18 protein-coding genes are annotated in these 14,278 nt (G+C 72.9%); 9 read left to right on the top strand and 9 right to left on the bottom strand.

Annotation, left to right across the window (positions count from 1 at the left end; genetic code table 11):
• Positions 1-112: 112 nt before the first annotated feature.
• Genes AB0C29_RS11515 through AB0C29_RS11500 form a run of 4 tightly spaced genes read right to left on the bottom strand, consistent with a single transcriptional unit; the run spans position 113 to position 3,422 of the window.
• The gene (locus AB0C29_RS11515; RefSeq protein ID WP_360818664.1) at positions 113-865 is read right to left on the bottom strand and encodes a ZIP family zinc transporter; all 753 of its coding nucleotides are present in this window, start codon (positions 863-865) and stop codon (positions 113-115) included.
• Positions 866-907: 42 nt separating this feature from the next.
• On the bottom strand, positions 908-1,084 hold the full coding sequence (locus AB0C29_RS11510; protein ID WP_360818661.1) for a hypothetical protein: 177 nt from the start codon (positions 1,082-1,084) through the stop codon (positions 908-910).
• A gap of 4 nt (positions 1,085-1,088) precedes the next feature.
• Positions 1,089-1,808 (bottom strand): hypothetical protein, encoded by a 720-nt coding sequence (locus AB0C29_RS11505; RefSeq protein ID WP_360818659.1) that lies wholly within the window; start codon positions 1,806-1,808, stop codon positions 1,089-1,091.
• 51 nt (positions 1,809-1,859) lie between these two features.
• Positions 1,860-3,422 (bottom strand): GGDEF domain-containing protein, encoded by a 1,563-nt coding sequence (locus tag AB0C29_RS11500; protein ID WP_360818657.1) that lies wholly within the window; start codon positions 3,420-3,422, stop codon positions 1,860-1,862.
• Between the two features lie 159 nt (positions 3,423-3,581).
• Here AB0C29_RS11500 and AB0C29_RS11495 point away from each other — a divergent pair, with 159 nt between their 5' ends.
• Together AB0C29_RS11495 and AB0C29_RS11490 are read left to right on the top strand one after the other, a co-directional pair.
• Positions 3,582-4,319 (top strand): VOC family protein, encoded by a 738-nt coding sequence (locus tag AB0C29_RS11495; RefSeq protein WP_360818654.1) that lies wholly within the window; start codon positions 3,582-3,584, stop codon positions 4,317-4,319.
• Between the two features lie 167 nt (positions 4,320-4,486).
• Positions 4,487-5,680 carry a right-handed parallel beta-helix repeat-containing protein gene (locus AB0C29_RS11490; protein ID WP_360818651.1) on the top strand — a complete coding sequence of 398 codons (1,194 nt, stop codon included), beginning with the start codon at positions 4,487-4,489 and terminating at the stop codon, positions 5,678-5,680.
• A gap of 133 nt (positions 5,681-5,813) precedes the next feature.
• Here the strand turns inward: AB0C29_RS11490 and AB0C29_RS11485 are convergent, their stop codons facing one another.
• Positions 5,814-6,227 (bottom strand): rhodanese-like domain-containing protein, encoded by a 414-nt coding sequence (locus AB0C29_RS11485; protein ID WP_360818648.1) that lies wholly within the window; start codon positions 6,225-6,227, stop codon positions 5,814-5,816.
• Positions 6,228-6,370: 143 nt separating this feature from the next.
• Between AB0C29_RS11485 and AB0C29_RS11480 the strand changes: the two genes are divergently transcribed.
• The 3 genes from AB0C29_RS11480 to AB0C29_RS11470 are packed head-to-tail and all read left to right on the top strand — an operon-like array spanning position 6,371 to position 7,752.
• Entirely contained in the window at positions 6,371-6,766 is a 396-nt protein-coding gene (locus tag AB0C29_RS11480) for a metalloregulator ArsR/SmtB family transcription factor (RefSeq protein ID WP_360818645.1), read from the top strand.
• Entirely contained in the window at positions 6,699-7,181 is a 483-nt protein-coding gene (locus tag AB0C29_RS11475; protein ID WP_360818642.1) for an SRPBCC family protein, read from the top strand. The genes AB0C29_RS11480 and AB0C29_RS11475 overlap by 68 nt, the downstream gene beginning before the upstream one ends.
• Entirely contained in the window at positions 7,168-7,752 is a 585-nt protein-coding gene (locus tag AB0C29_RS11470) for a TIGR03086 family metal-binding protein (protein WP_360818639.1), read from the top strand. The genes AB0C29_RS11475 and AB0C29_RS11470 overlap by 14 nt, the downstream gene beginning before the upstream one ends.
• On the opposite strand, the gene AB0C29_RS11465 is transcribed toward AB0C29_RS11470, so the two are convergent.
• Both AB0C29_RS11465 and AB0C29_RS11460 read right to left on the bottom strand, forming a co-directional pair.
• Positions 7,749-8,678: a diacylglycerol kinase family protein gene (locus tag AB0C29_RS11465; protein WP_360818636.1), complete on the bottom strand. Its 930-nt coding sequence runs from the start codon at positions 8,676-8,678 to the stop codon at positions 7,749-7,751. The two genes, AB0C29_RS11470 and AB0C29_RS11465, sit on opposite strands and share 4 nt — an antisense overlap.
• Positions 8,679-8,924: 246 nt before the next feature.
• Positions 8,925-9,605, bottom strand: coding sequence for an alpha/beta hydrolase (locus AB0C29_RS11460; protein WP_360818633.1), 681 nt, complete (start codon positions 9,603-9,605; stop codon positions 8,925-8,927).
• 62 nt (positions 9,606-9,667) lie between these two features.
• Between AB0C29_RS11460 and AB0C29_RS11455 the strand changes: the two genes are divergently transcribed.
• Complete coding sequence (locus AB0C29_RS11455) at positions 9,668-10,318, top strand: winged helix-turn-helix transcriptional regulator (protein WP_360818630.1); 651 nt, start codon at positions 9,668-9,670, stop codon at positions 10,316-10,318.
• Between the two features lie 9 nt (positions 10,319-10,327).
• Here AB0C29_RS11455 and AB0C29_RS11450 read toward each other — a convergent pair whose 3' ends face one another.
• Positions 10,328-10,453, bottom strand: coding sequence for a hypothetical protein (locus AB0C29_RS11450; RefSeq protein ID WP_360553525.1), 126 nt, complete (start codon positions 10,451-10,453; stop codon positions 10,328-10,330).
• A 238-nt stretch (positions 10,454-10,691) separates the two neighbouring features.
• Here AB0C29_RS11450 and AB0C29_RS11445 point away from each other — a divergent pair, with 238 nt between their 5' ends.
• The 3 genes from AB0C29_RS11445 to AB0C29_RS11435 are packed head-to-tail and all read left to right on the top strand — an operon-like array spanning position 10,692 to position 13,104.
• A complete protein-coding gene (locus AB0C29_RS11445; RefSeq protein WP_360553526.1) occupies positions 10,692-11,210 on the top strand; it encodes a SigE family RNA polymerase sigma factor in 519 nt (172 codons plus the stop codon).
• The gene (locus AB0C29_RS11440; RefSeq protein WP_360818627.1) at positions 11,207-12,031 is read left to right on the top strand and encodes a hypothetical protein; all 825 of its coding nucleotides are present in this window, start codon (positions 11,207-11,209) and stop codon (positions 12,029-12,031) included. Before AB0C29_RS11445 ends, AB0C29_RS11440 begins: the two co-directional genes overlap by 4 nt.
• A complete protein-coding gene (locus AB0C29_RS11435; RefSeq protein WP_360818624.1) occupies positions 12,028-13,104 on the top strand; it encodes an amidoligase family protein in 1,077 nt (358 codons plus the stop codon). The genes AB0C29_RS11440 and AB0C29_RS11435 overlap by 4 nt, the downstream gene beginning before the upstream one ends.
• A gap of 7 nt (positions 13,105-13,111) precedes the next feature.
• Here AB0C29_RS11435 and AB0C29_RS11430 read toward each other — a convergent pair whose 3' ends face one another.
• A complete protein-coding gene (locus AB0C29_RS11430; RefSeq protein WP_360818621.1) occupies positions 13,112-14,149 on the bottom strand; it encodes a Gfo/Idh/MocA family oxidoreductase in 1,038 nt (345 codons plus the stop codon).
• Between the last annotated feature and the right edge of the window lie 129 nt (positions 14,150-14,278).

Genomic DNA, 14,278 nt, shown 5'->3' with positions numbered 1-14,278 from the left:
CGCGGCGGTACGGCCGCTGGCCGAACGCACCGACCGCGACCGCGCCACGATCCAGAATGCGGGCCCCGCGACCGGGGCCACGCCCGGCGGCCGCAGTGAGCGCCCGCGGTGCTCAGCCGGCGCGGGACAGGGCGAAGGCGGTCAGGAAGCCGAGCAGGGTGATCAGGCCGATGGCCAGGTGGGTCTTCTCGAAGGCCTCGGGGATCATCGTGTCGGCGATCATGGTGAGGATGGCGCCGGCCGCGAGCGCGGTGATGGCGGCCAGGATGCCCGGTGCCACGCCGCCCAGCAGGGTGTAGCCGGCCAGCGCGGCGAGACCGCTGATCACCGCGATCCCGGCCCACAGCCCGAAGACGTACGTGCGGGAGCGGCCGGCCCGGCGCATCCCGGCGGCGCTGGACAGGCCCTCGGGCACGTTGCTGATGAACACCGCCGCCACGGTGGCCACGCTCACCGCGCCGCCGCCGAGCAGGCTGGTGCCGATGACGATCGATTCCGGTACGCCGTCGAGCAGGGCGCCGAGGGCCAGCGCCGTACCGGATCCGCCCTGGTCCTGCTCGGAGGGCTGCTGATCGCCGGAGCGTTTGCGGTGCCGGGCGCCGCGCCGGGCCAGCAGGATGTTGGCTCCGGTGTAGAGCACGGCACCGGCGATCGCGCCCAGCGCGGTCGGCAGCAGCCCGCCGCTCGCGTAGGCCTCGGCGACCAGCTCGAACGACACGGCCGACAGCAGCACCCCGGCGCCGAAGGCCATGATCGAGGCGATGATCTTCTGCGGGATCCGCGCCAGGTAGCCGACCGCGGCGCCGACGAGCAGCGCCGAGCCCGCCAGCAGTCCCCATCCACCCGCTTGCAACCATCCCGGCATCGCCGCATTGTTTCCGCGACGATCACCTTCAAACGCCGCGGGTCAGAACGCCAGCACCACCCCGGCGACGAGACTGCCCGCCAGCACCGCGCCGCCGGCCGCCAGCATCGTCGTGGTCAGGCGGTGGTGCAGGACGCCGGAGCCGGACTGCGGCCTGTTCAGGACCAGCCAGGTGGCGGTGGCCAGGATGAGCAGCCCCGCTATCTCGAGGACAATCATCCGGTCAGTCTGTGCCGGTTCCGGGGGCGGTGTCCGGCGTTCCTTCGTGAACGGTCGGTGAATCCCTCGCGAGGGCTCCGGCGACGAGGGTCAGGGCGTGCTCCCGGCCCGGGCAGCGGCGCGGACCGGCACCGAAGGCCGGTCCCCCGGCCAGACCGACCAGCACGACCTCCCCCGCCTGCACCGGCACGCCGCCGACCGTGGTCGCCACGAGGGCCTGACGCCGGGTCACCCGGACCGGCGGGTCGTCGTGCAGCACCTCGTCGACCGGCCGGTGCCGGGCCCGCTCGATCAGCGTCGCGGTCGCGTCGCACGCCTGGGTCAGCACGCCGATCAGGGCCGCGGTCGGTTCGTCGTATCCCCCGCCGAGGATTGTCACCAGCCGGTCGACCGCCGCGTCGGCCCGGCTCTCGTCGCCGGTGCCCGGCTGGTAGGCCTGGGCCACGGCCCGCACCAGGTCCGTCACCGGCTCGGTGATGCCCAGGGCGCGGGCCAGCACGGTCACCGGGTGTCCATCACCGCCCGCGGGCAGCGTCGCGGGCGGCGCGGCGGCGAGGACGGCTACGGCGAGAGCGCGGCGGCGGTCATGGGCCACACCCGTGCTGAAGCGACCGACACTGGCCCGGAGCCAGGCGATTCCGGTCGCGCCGGGCGGCACCGGCGGCACGACGAAGCGGGGGTCCCGCAGGACGGCGGCGGCCTCGCGGCCGGTGATCTGCTGCACGGCCGAACGGTACGGCCGGGACGGTTCGGTGCCGGCCGAAGTGTGCGCCGGTCAGCCGGCCGGTCCGGGGACGGCGACGGACTCGCGTACCGGCGCGGCGACGGTCGACACCCGGTCCCGCCCCTGCGCCTTGGCGCGGTAGAGCGCGCGGTCGGCCGCCTCCATCAGGTGCTGGACGCTCCCGTCGGTTGAGCTGGCCACCCCGATCGAGGCGGTCAGCGCGATGGCGGCACCGCCGATGACGACCGGCGTCTCCCGCATCCGCTGCCGTACCCGTTCGGCGAGCCGCTCGGCCTCCGCCCCGTCGGTGTCGGCCAGCAGCAGGACGAACTCCTCGCCGCCGTAGCGGGCCACCACGTCACTCGACCGGGCGGTCGCGGTGATCCGGGCGGCGGCCGCCTGCAGGACCGCGTCACCGGCCAGGTGCCCGTGGGTGTCGTTGACCAGCTTGAAGTGGTCGAGGTCGACGACCATCAGGCTGACCGGGCGCCCGGCGGGCGCGGCGCCCAGCCGCTCCACCATCGTCATCAGATGCCGCCGGTTGTAGAGGCCGGTGAGGCCGTCGGTCACAGCAAGCCGCTGCTGCTCGGTCACGGCCAGGGCCAGCTGCTCCGCGAGACCGGCCCGGTCGGCCGCGAACAGGTACTGGCGCAACATGACCGTGAGGAACAGGACACCGATGACGATCAGGCTCAGATCGCTGACGGTTCCGGTACCCACCTTGTCGAACACCACAAGCGCCGAGGTGGCGGTGACCGAGATCAGGATCGGCATGAGCGGCATGCCCCGGTCGAAGGACCGCGGCTCGGCCGGCGGTTCCGGGCGGCGGACGGCGACCACCGCGGCCAGCAGGCACAGCACCGTCGCCGCCTCGAAGCCGACGTCCACCCAGCTGCCGCTGTCGTAGTCGCTGAAGGTGGCCAGGTAGGTGTAGACCATGTCGCTGACGGCGTTCACGGCTCCGGCGGCACCGACGAGCCGGACCGTCATCGGCACCGACTTGTGCCCGGCCATGCCGACGATGCCCAGGCAGGCCAGCAACACCACGTCCAACAGCGGATAGGCGATGTTGACGAGGTCGGCGAAGACCACTGCCTCGGTCAGCTGCGGCCGGATCAGCATGTGCCAGCCCAGCGCGGCCAGGCTCACCATGATCAGTGTGCTGTCCAGCAGCCCGCGCAGGTGCCGCAGCCGGCTCGCCCCGCCGAAGCCGACCAGCACCGCCACCACCATCAGCGTCGAGGAGAGCAGGAAGCCGATGTCGGCGACCGACGGCGCCGGCGGGCCGTCGGCGGTCAGATAGTCGTAGCCGGCCCAGACGCTCTCGCCGGCGAGCTGGGCAGCGAACGCCACGGCGAGCAGTTGCCACAGCCTGCGGTGCCGTCCCCGCTCGCGGCGGGCCGCGACCCCGGCCACCAGCACAGCGGCGGCCAGCGGCACGAGGTAGACGATGTCGCCCAGGAACAGTGCCGCGCGCGGCGAGCCCTGGCAGAGCGCGGTCGCCACGGTGTAGAGCACCATCCAGGCCACGGCGGCACCGACCGTCGCGCGCAGCACCCGGTCAGGCGTGCCGCCGCTCGTGCCGACTCCTGGGCGGACCTGCCCAGAGCTCATCCCGCTCACCGTTTCCCGTGCCCACGACCCCGGAACCTCTTCGGCACCTCATCGGTCACGCCGGGGTCGAGCTGAGCGGATGGGGCGCACGCCACCCGTTAGCTGGACATGCTCCCCGCGACATTGACGATCGCCGTCGCGTACAGGTAATCAGGAACGATGTCTCGACCGACCCTGACCGACGACCTCGCCCGGTACGTGCTGCCGCCGGCCCAGTTCGACGGCCTGAGCCTGCAGGCGCTGGACCCGCCGGCCATCGCGCGATTCTGGGCCACGGTGCTCGGCGAGCCGGTGCGCGAGGACGGCCCCGCGGCGTTCCGCATCGACCCGGGGCCGGGCCGGCCCCGCAACGAGATCGTCCGGGTGCGCCGGGTGCGGCGGCTCGCGACCGAGCAGAGCCGGGTGCACCTGGACGTCCGGCTGCCCGGAGCGGACGTCGGCCACATCGTCGCGGCGGGCGGCCGGCTGCTGCGCCACCCGGGCACCGACCCCTGGTACGTGCTGGCCGACCCGGAGGGCAACGAGTTCTGCGCCTTCCCGGCGGTGGACGACCGGCCCCCGGGCATCTTCGAGCTCGTCGTGAAGTGCCGCGACGCCCGGGCCCAGGCCCGCTGGTGGGGTGCGGTGCTGGGCGGTGAGGTGGCGGCCGAGGGCGAGGCGGCGGTGGTCCGGGCCGCCCCCGACTTCCCGTGGGACTTCTTCGTCTTCGATCCAGTGCCGGAGGCCCGCGACGGCGCGAACCGGCTGCACTGGCACGTGGTGCTGCGCGACCGAGACCCGGACGACCTGCTGGCGCTGGGCGCGGGCGTGGTGCGCGCCCCGGACGACGAGAGCGGCCACTGGGTGCTGACCGATCCGGAGGGCAACGAGTTCTGCGCGGTGGCGGAGAGCTCCTGAGGCAGCCGGCCCGGCCATCGTTGACAGTCGATCCGGCCATGGCTAGCCTCGCCAGGAAAGCGCTTACCAGAGCCGGGCGCTTCCCGGGGTCCGACCGCGTTCCAGGGCAGCACGCGGTGGCGGATCCCGCCCGTCGCCGCGCCTTTCCTCACCTCCGGAGGTTCCTCATGCATGCCCGCAGCACCGCCGCGATCGCGGCCGTCGTCGCCCTCGCCGCCACCGGCGTCACCCTCGGCCCGTCGGCCCCCGCGACCGCCGCCGCACCGGCTCCCCTGTTCGTGGCCACCACCGGCAACGACAGCAACGCCGGCGACCAGGCCCGCCCGTTGCGCACCATCCAGCGGGCCGTCGACCTGGCCCAGCCCGGCACCGTCATCTCGGTGCGCGGCGGCACCTACGCCCTGACCACCAACATCCAGATCACCCGCAGCGGCACCGCGAGCCTGCCGATCACGCTGACCCGGTACGGCACCGAACGCGTCGTCATCGACGGCGAAGCCCTGCCCAACACGCCCGCCCCGGTCGGCGGCAGCGTCCCCCGGGCCCAGCGCGGCGCCGTGCGCATGGAGGCCTCGTACTGGCGCCTGGTCGGCCTCGAACTGGTCAACGGCCCGTACGGGCTCTACTGCGACGGGTGCAACGGCAACGTCTTCGAACGCCTGTCGACGCACGACAACTACGAGTCCGGTCTGCAGATCCAGGGCGCGTCGAGCGGCAACCTGGTGCTCAACCTGGACAGCTACCTCAACCGGGACCCGCGCAAGAACGGCGAGAGCGCGGACGGCCTGGCGATCAAGGAGGGCAGCGGCACCGGCAACGTGGTGCGCGGCGCCCGGCTGTGGAACAACGTCGACGACGGATTCGACGCCTGGATGTTCACCTCACCCATCACGGTCGAGGGCAGCATCGCGTACGGCAACGGGTTCAACCGGTGGAACTTCCCGAACTTCGCCGGCGACGGCAACGGCTTCAAGATGGGTGGCGGCGACCCCGACCCGGCCGCCAACCACGTGATCCGCAACAGCATGGCGTTCAGCAACGCCGCGCACGGTTTCACCGACAACGGCAACCCGGGGACGCTGGTGTTCGACCACAACACCGCGTACGCGAACCCGAAGACCGGCTTCGACGTGGACTCCAGCACCTCCCGGCTCACCGCGAACCTGTCCGTCCGCAACGGCACCGCGGTGGCGCTGGGCCGCTCGACCGGCAGCGGCAACTCGTGGAACCTGAGCTCGGTCCCGGCGCTGGCCAGCACCGACAGCTCGGTGATCACCGGGCCGCGGACGGCCACCGGCGCGATCGCGACCTCCTCCTTCCTACGCCCGGCCAACGGAGCCGACCTGGGCGCCCGGATCTGAGGCCGGCGCGCCTTAATCCGCCGCGGCGAGCGTCGGCCCGGCGACCTGCCGGGTGACGCAGGACGTGGCGCCTGTTCCGCCGCGGCGAGCATCGGTCCGGCGATCTGCCGGTGATGCGGGACGGCGGCGCCACTCAGAGACGGACGTCGGCGGGGCCGTCGGTCATCGGCAGACCGGCGGCCAGCCACGCATCCACCCCGCCGATCAGATCCGTGGCCCGGCGCAGGCCCACCGCCTGCAGACCGGCCGCGGCCAGACTGGAGCTGTAGCCCTGCCGGCAGACCACGACGACGTGCCGGTCGTACCCGGTCGCCTCGGGGATCCGGTCCGGCGACGCCGGATCCAGGCGCCATTCCAGCACCGTACGGTCGATCACCAGCGCCCCGGGCAGCTCGCCCTGCACCCGGCGCTGGCTCTCGGTGCGGGTGTCGATGAGCAGAGCGCCGGCGGCGACCGCCGCGAGGGTCTGGTGCGGGTCGAGCCGGCGCAGGCCGGCGCGGGCCCGGGTCAGCAGGGCGTCCACTCCCCGCGTCTCGATGATCGTCATCCCCCGATCATTCCCGCGACCCCGGACCGGCGCACGACGGGCTGGACTTTCAACTGATCGGTTGACGTGCGGCCCGGCGGCGGTCTACGGTCCTTTCAACCGATGAGTTGAAACCAGGGCCATGACACAGAAAGCCAGGGGCCGTGACCACAGACACGCTGACCCGGGTGTTCGCCGCCCTCGCCGATCCGACCCGCCGCGACATGGTGGCCCGGCTCGCCGAGGGCGACGCGACCGTGAGCCGGCTGGCCGAGCCGTACCGGATGACGCTGCAGGCGGTCTACAAGCACCTGCGGGTGCTCGAGGACGCCGGGCTGGTCAGCCGGCCACCCGGGCCGCAGCCGCGGCCGGTGCGGCTCGAGGCCGAGGTCTTCGACCTGATGGACGCCTGGATCGAGCGCTACCGGACCCGCGCCGAGCAGCGTTACCGCCGCCTCGACGCCGTGCTGGCGGCGATGAAAGGAGACGAGCATGACCACGATCACGGAGACCTCGATCGAGGCCGACCCGAAGGTGCCGGTGATCCGGCTGAGTCGTGACTTCGAAGCCACACCTGAACAGCTCTTCCGCGCGCACACTGATCCCGTGCTGTTCGCCCGGTGGGTGGGCCCCGACGGCATGACCACCCGGATCGAGCACTGGGACGCCACCAGCGGCGGCAGCTGGCGCTACGTCTCGGTGCGCGACGGCACGGAGTTCGGCTTCCACGGCTGCTTCCACGAGGTTCGGGTGGACCGCATCGTGCAGACCTTCACCTACGACGGCGAGCCGGACGGGGTGTCGCTGGGGACGATGTGGTTCGAGGACCTGGGCGGCGGCCGCACGCGGCTGCGCACCCAGTCGCTGGTCGACAGCTTCGAGGCCCGCGACGCGTGGCTGCGCAGCGGCATGGAGGTCGGCCTCAATCAGGGTTACGCAAAGCTGGAAAGGATGATCCACGATGGCGCTGTCTGAGATCCCCGCCGAGCGGCACCGGCAGATCGCCGGGCTCTTCACCGACCGCGTCCGCGGCACCCGGTCCTGGGACGTGCCGGCCCCGGTGGAGGGCTGGACCGCCCGCGACGTCGTGCGGCACCTGACCGACTGGTTCCCCGGCTTCCTCGCCGCCGGCGCCGGCATCGACCTGCCCCGCGGCCCGTCGGTGGACGACGACCCGGTCCGCGCGTGGCAGGTGCACAGCGACGGCGTGCAGGCGGTGCTCGACGATCCGGCGACCGCGCAGCGGGAGCTCAGCAACCCGCACATCGGGAACCTGCCGCTGGCCAACGCGATCGACCAGTTCTACACCTCGGACGTATTCATGCACACCTGGGATCTGTCCCGGGCCACGGGTCAGGACGACCGGCTGGACCCGGCCTTCTGCGCCGGCCTGCTCGCCGGGATGGAGCAGATGGAAGAGGTCCTGCGCTCCTCCGGCCAGTACGGCGCCCGGGTCGAGGTGCCCGCCGACGCGGACGTCCAGACCCGGCTGGTGGGCTTCATCGGCCGCGACCCGTCCTGGCGGAGCGGGGTGACCCAGCCCTAGAGATCACGCGTGTCGGCCGGGGCCATCAACCGCAACGCGTTGGGGTCCAGGCCGATCCGCAGCGGGGTCCGGCCGGACGGCTCGCCGTCGACCTCGACCCGGGCCGGGCGGTCGGTCTCCACCCACAGTTCGCCGACCGCCAGGAACGGCTCCTCGTCGAGCGTGCGCCGGTGACCGGTCGCCGCGTTGCGGGCGGTCTCCCGCAGCAGACCCCACCGCCCGCGGCCACCGACCGGATAGGCCACCAGCAGCCGGTCGTCGGCGTGCGCGTCGGCCGTGATCGGCCGCCCGGCGTGGAAACCGCCGTTGGCCACGTAGAGCTGATGCGTCACGAACGTGTGCTCACGCCCGCCGGCGCGCACGACGATCCGCAGTGGACGGTGCCGGGCCAGCAACCCCAGAGCCGTGATCGGGTACGCCGTCCGGCCGATCACCCGCTTCAGCAGCCGCGGCGCCGACAGCATCAGGTCGGCCGACAGTCCCACGCCGACGTGGTTGGTGAACGCGGTCCCGCCGGCGAGCCCCAGGTCGACATCGATGACCTTGCCGTCGGTCAGCGTCGCCACGGCCTCGTCGAGGGACAGCGGCACGCCGACCGTGCGGGCGAAGTTGTTGGTGGTGCCCAGCGGCAACAGACCCAGGGCGATGTCGCGGTGGGCGAGCAGCCGGGCGGCCGTACTGATGGTGCCGTCCCCGCCGCCGGCGACGAGCAGGTCCGGGCCGCGATCGATGACAGCGGCGAGCGTCGCCTCCAGCTCCCGGGGCCGGTCCACCGGGTACGCGTCCAGCAACGTGAACCCGGCCGCCAGCAGCCGGGTACGGGCGGCGTCGTACAACCGCAGGCCCTGCCGGGAGTGGGCGTTGACGACGAGCGCCGCCCGCCGGTCCCGTTTGACTGCCTCGGTGAGCTCCTGCTTGGTCCGCATCCGAGCAGTTTCCCGTACGGGGCGGCCGGGGTGCACGACCGAGGTCCCCGCTTCCACCCGGCGGCGACGAGGTGCTCCGCGGTTCCGGGTCAAGTGAAGGTGAACATCATCAGGCGCAGGTACGCCTCTTCAGCTACGGCGACGTGCACCGGGCGGGCGACGGCGGCCCCGGCGTTCCCGGCGAGGCCAAGGACAGCCCGGCCGCGCAGAGCGCCCCGGTGGGAGCTCCCGACTGACCCGGTCGACTCACCCGGCGAGCCAGGCGGCCAGCTCCGCCGGCCGGCTGAGCGCCACCAGGTGCCCGCCCGGCATGGTCTCCGGCGTGATCCCCAGCCGCTCCCGGGCCACCCGGATCTGGAAGTCGACCGGAAAAAGCCGGTCCTGCTGCCCGCTGAGCACCCGGGTCGGCACCTCCGGCCACGCCGCAAGCGGCCACGGCTCACCGAACGGCGTACCCGACTGTCCCGGCTCAGCCGCCATGCCCTCCTCGGCGACCTCCACCGGCACGTCGTGGAAGAACATCACCCGAGGGTCGAACGGCGCGTCCGGGTCGCGGCCCTCGCGCACGTCGAGCTCGCGCCGGGCCTGTTCCTGGCCGGTTGCCGCCCACCAGTCGCCGCCGGTCTCGCCGGGCGCCGGGATCATGGCGTTGACCAGGGCGATCTCCTCGACGTCGAGACGGTCGCAGGCCAGCGGGGCGCTGAGGCCGCCCATCGACTGGCCTACCAGCACCACGCGCCGATGGCCGCCGGCAGCAGCGACGATGGCGTCCGCGTACTCCCGCAGGCCGGCTCGGTCGTCGGCGGCCGGCAGGTCGACCGCGATCGCCTCGTGGCCGCGCCGGCGGAGCTCGGGCACAAGGCGGTGCCAGTACCAGGCGCTGCCGCCGGCTCCGGGGACCAGGACGTACGAACGGGTCGTCGGCATCGGCACTCCGCATCGTGGTTCTGTTTTCGTACCGGTCAGTGCGGTAACGATACTATGAACGCGTGGCCCGGACCTATGACGACCCCTGCGGAGTTGCTCGCGCCCTCGACCTCGTCGGCGACCGGTGGGCCCTGCTGGTGGTCCGGGAGCTGTTGCTGGGCCCGAAACGGTTCAGCGAGCTGCGCCGAGGGCTGCCCGGTGCCGGGCAGAGCATGCTGACCCACCGCCTGGCCGAGCTGGGGCGGGCGGGCGTGCTGCGCCGCCGGCACCTGGGTCCACCGACCAGTGCCCAGGTGTACGAGCTGACCGAACGCGGCCTCGACCTCGAACCGGTTCTGCTGGCCCTCGGCCGCTGGGGCAGCCGCACCCCGCCGGCCTCCACCGCACCCCTGAGCGTGGACGCGCTGGCCCTGGCGATGCGGACGACCTTCGACGCGACTGCGGCCGGCACCTGGAACGCCCGCTGCGAGCTGCGGCTCGACGGCGACGTCCTGGTGGCGGAGGTCAGCGAGAGCCGGTTCACCCTCACCCGAGGCGTGACCCAGGCGCCGGACGCGGTGCTCGACACGAGCGCGACGGTCTTCCGGGAGCTGATCTTCGGTGCGGGGACCCTGGCCGCCGCTGAGGTTGCGGGGCTGGTCACCGTACGCGGAGACCGGGAGGCCGCCGACCGCCTGCTGACGCTGTTCCCGCGACCCCGGATCAGAGAGTGAGCGGGCGGCTCAGGCGCCGCGGATGAGCCGGTAGGACCGGTGCAGATGCACGGCCCAGACCGCGACGAGTTCGCGGGCTGTGTCGAGGCGGCCCTGCGGCTTGTCGGTGATGCTCCACCGGCTGATGACGACCATGGGCCAAGTCTGGACGCCCCCGGGCGGCACGCCGGGAGCCGGCCGGCAGCAGGACGGTTGCAGGCGCGATTCCCGCGGTTCGGCCCCAGGGGTGCGGCGCACCTCTAGAGTCGGCGGCGCGGTGCACCGCCATCACCGTGCGTGACCAATTCATCGCCGGCGCGGGGAGCCCAGGATCATGGGAAAAAGTTCGGATCATGAGTGCACAACCGACCACCCGGCACCCGTCCTAGAGGGTGTGACCTTCGAGCAGTTCGCGGTGGCCCGGCTTCCCAGTCTGCTGCGGTACGCGGTCGTCCTCACCGGCGACCGTGACCTGGCGCAGGATGTCGTCCAGGAGGTGCTGGCCAGAGCGCAGGTCCGGTGGCGTCGGATCAACGTGGCCGACTCCCCCGAGGCCTACGTCCGCCGCATGGTGCTCAACGAGTATCTGTCGTGGCGGCGCAGCTGGGCGGCACGCAATGTGCACGCGGTGGGGGAACGGCTGGTCGACATCGACGACGCGAGGGGCGGGGTACGCGACCACGCCCACGACGTCGTCGAGGCCGACGAGCTGTGGAACCGCCTGGCGACGCTCGGGCGCAAGCAACGGGCGGTGCTCGTGCTGCGCTATTACGAGCAGCTCGACGACGATGCCATCGCCGATCTGATCGGCTGTTCACCGGCGACGGTGCGCAGCCACGCTTCGAGGGCGCTCAAGACGCTCCGGCTCTCGTCGGAGCGACAGCACAGGATCCACGCCGAGGAGAAGTCGTGACCGAGCACGGAGACCAGCTCCGCAACGCCTTTGAGACCCATGAACATCTGGCACCCGACGCGGCCGCGGTCTACAGCCGGGTGCAGGAGCTGTCCCGCTCGTACCAGCGCCGCCGCTGGGGTGTGCAGGCCGCCGGTGGCGCCGTGCTGGGCGTCAGCCTGATCGCCGGGGCGATCAGCCTGCCCGGGCTGCTGCCGGGCCAGCACAAGCAGGAGTCCGTCAACGCCGGCGCGGCCACCATGCCGAACATGGCCCCGTCGGCCGTGCCCTCCACGCCGTCGTCCGGAGCCGAGCTGGAGAAGCAGTACGACGCTTTCTTCGCCGCGGGCTACGACTACGAGGACGCGGTCAAGCTGGCCGCCATCTGGCGGTCGAAGGACGACATCGGCACGATCAAGGCCGAGGCCGGACGCCGGCTGCTGGCCGGTGAGAAGCTGCCGATCACGGCCACGCCGGACGACCCCGCGCCGGACGAGGAGATCAGCCCGAAGGAACAGAAGCAGCTGGACGCGTACTTCGCCGCCGGTTTCAACTACGACGACGCGGTCAAGCTGGCCAAGCTGTGGAAGCTCGCCGACCCGTACTCGGCCAAGGTCGAGGGCGGCAAGCGCCTGCTGGCGAAGCAGAAGCTGCCGGTCAAGCCCAGCGCCGTCGCCGAGGCCAAGGAGGCGGCCCGGGTGAACAAGTTCTTCGCCGCCGGCTACGACTACAACGACGCGGTCAAGCTGGCCAAGCTGTGGAAGCTCGCCGACCCGTACTCGGCCAAGGTCGAAGGTGGCAAGCGCCTGCTGGCCGGCGACACCCTGCCCTTCAAGCCGTGACCGCCACGCTGCACCGGCGTACGGGATTCGAGATCGAGCTGATGGCCCCGCCGGGCCACAGCCGGCGGACTCTCGCGCGGGACCTGGCCGACCGCTGCGGCGGCCGGGTCCACCCGGTGTGGCATCACGACAGCGAACCGTCCCTGGTCCCGGGCCTGGGCCGGTTCCTGCACCTGACGCAGGGCTTCGAGGTACGCCGGGCCGACGGCTCACCGCTGTGCACGCTGGTGGACGACGTCACCCTGATGGCGGGCCTCGACCCGCGCACCCCCGCGCCACCGGGCTGGTTCCGCATCCTCAGCGACGACCCCCGCCTGCTGAGCCTGCTCGCGAACCACAGCGACCCGGGCGGCACGCTGGGGGCCGCTCTGGACGCGAGCGCCCAGCTCTGGGGCAGCAAGGTCCACCGGTACGGCGACGTGTACCGGCTGGACGACGTCTCCGGCGCCACCATCGCCCTGGCCGCGCCGCACGGCGGTGAGCGGGAACGCCCGTGCGAGATCGTCACGCCACCGCTGAGCGCCGACCACGGCGCCGCGCTGGAAGAGCTCCTCGGTCCGGCCCGTGAGCTGGGCTTCACCGTCCCGAGCGAGGCCGCGGTGCACCTGCACATCGACGGCGCGCCGTTCCGGGAGCCGCACGCCCTGGCCAACGTGGTCCGGTTGTTCGCCCACTGGCGCGAGCCGCTGCGGCTGCTGCTCCAGACCAACCCGGCCTGCCGGCGGCTGGCCCCGCTGCCGGAGCCGCTGGTCGAGGCGGTCGCCGGCCTGCCCTCCTACGACGACCTGCGCAAGGCCGCGGCCGACGGCAAGCTCACCAAGTTCTTCGACGTCAATCTGACCCAGCTGCTCACCGACACCCCGATCCGGGACACCATCGAGATCCGGATCCTGCCCGGCGCCCTGACCGCCGGCGACGTCATGAACCGCGCCGCCCTGGTGGAGCTGCTGCTGGACCGCTGCGTGGACCCAGAGCCGGTGCCCGCTCCCCCGGCCGACCCGGGCGCGGCGGTCGAGGAGCTGCTGCACCTGGCGGCGCGCGTGCTGGCCGATCGGGAGGACGCGCCGCACTGACCGCGGATCAGCCGGCGTCCCAGGGCGGCGTGATGGTCGTGACGGTACGTCCGGTGTCGGCCGCCTCCTCGATCGCCAGCCCGATCAGGTGGTCCTGAGCGCCCTCGGCCAGCGGATACGGCTCCGGCCCGTCCCCGCGTACCCATGCGGCGGTGGCCTCGAGGAGCGCGGCGGTGGCGATCTCGTCATCGTTGAACCGCAGCCCGGCGTACGAATTGCGGAAGAGCACCTCATCACCCAGCGTGATGGGCCCGGTGTCCGGATCGTGCGCGCCGCGGCCCCGCACCAGCGGCGTCCGCACGATCGCGCGCGGCCCGGCGAGCCGGACGATCTCGTCGTCGCGCAGCTCGCCGTGGCTGCCCCGCACCAGCAGGCGACGGAAGCGCAGCTGGTTGCGGGTCTGGTTGTCGGTGAAGTCGTAGAGGCCGCGGCGGCCGGCCCCGAAGTCGAGCGTGGCGATGGTGGTGGTGGCTGGGCGCGGCTCGGTGGCGCCGGTCCAGCCGGCCCGGTTCAGCGGGTCGAGCAGCGGGGCCCGGTGCCGGGTCGCCCGGACGGTGACGGGCTCGCAGCCGGCGCCGAGCAGCCCCCGCATCAGCGAAACGGCGTGGTAGAGCTGTGTCGACGAAACGTGCACCTGGCTCGGCACGCCGATCAGGCCACGGTCCACGACCGCCGCGCGCGCCGCATGGGTGGGCATGAGCAGATACTGCTCGGCGACCTGCACCAGGCCCGACTCGCCGACGGCGGCCCACAGCTCCCGCAGACCCTCGGCGTCGGGGGCGGGCGGCGTCTCGGCGAGCACCGGCACCCCGCGCTGCACGGCGGCGATGATGACGTCCGGATTGACCGTGCGCGGCAGGGCGGTCACCAGGAAGTCGGGCCGCGCCCCGGCCAGACACTCGTCCACCGACCCGTACGCCGGGACCGGCAGCCGGCGTGGCGTGCGCACCACCGCGCCCACACAGGACAGACCGTCGAGCCGGGCGGCGAGCCGCCAGTACGCCGCGGCCCGGAAACCCGCCCCGACGACCGCGAACGACGTCACCGGCCGATCCTAGTACGGTGCCCCGGCCGGCGAGTCATGATGAAGAGTGTCTCCTCGCCGCCGCCTGATGCTCGCGCGACATCGGCGAGCTCACCGACTGCGTCCGGGCGCCCGCCGCGCAGCGCGCCG

The sequence above is a fragment of the Actinoplanes sp. NPDC048791 genome, from assembly GCF_040650095.1.
Taxonomy (GTDB): Bacteria; Actinomycetota; Actinomycetes; order Mycobacteriales; family Micromonosporaceae; genus Actinoplanes.
Note: the sequence above shows the minus strand (reverse complement) of the source record. Positions and strands in the feature narration are given on the sequence as shown.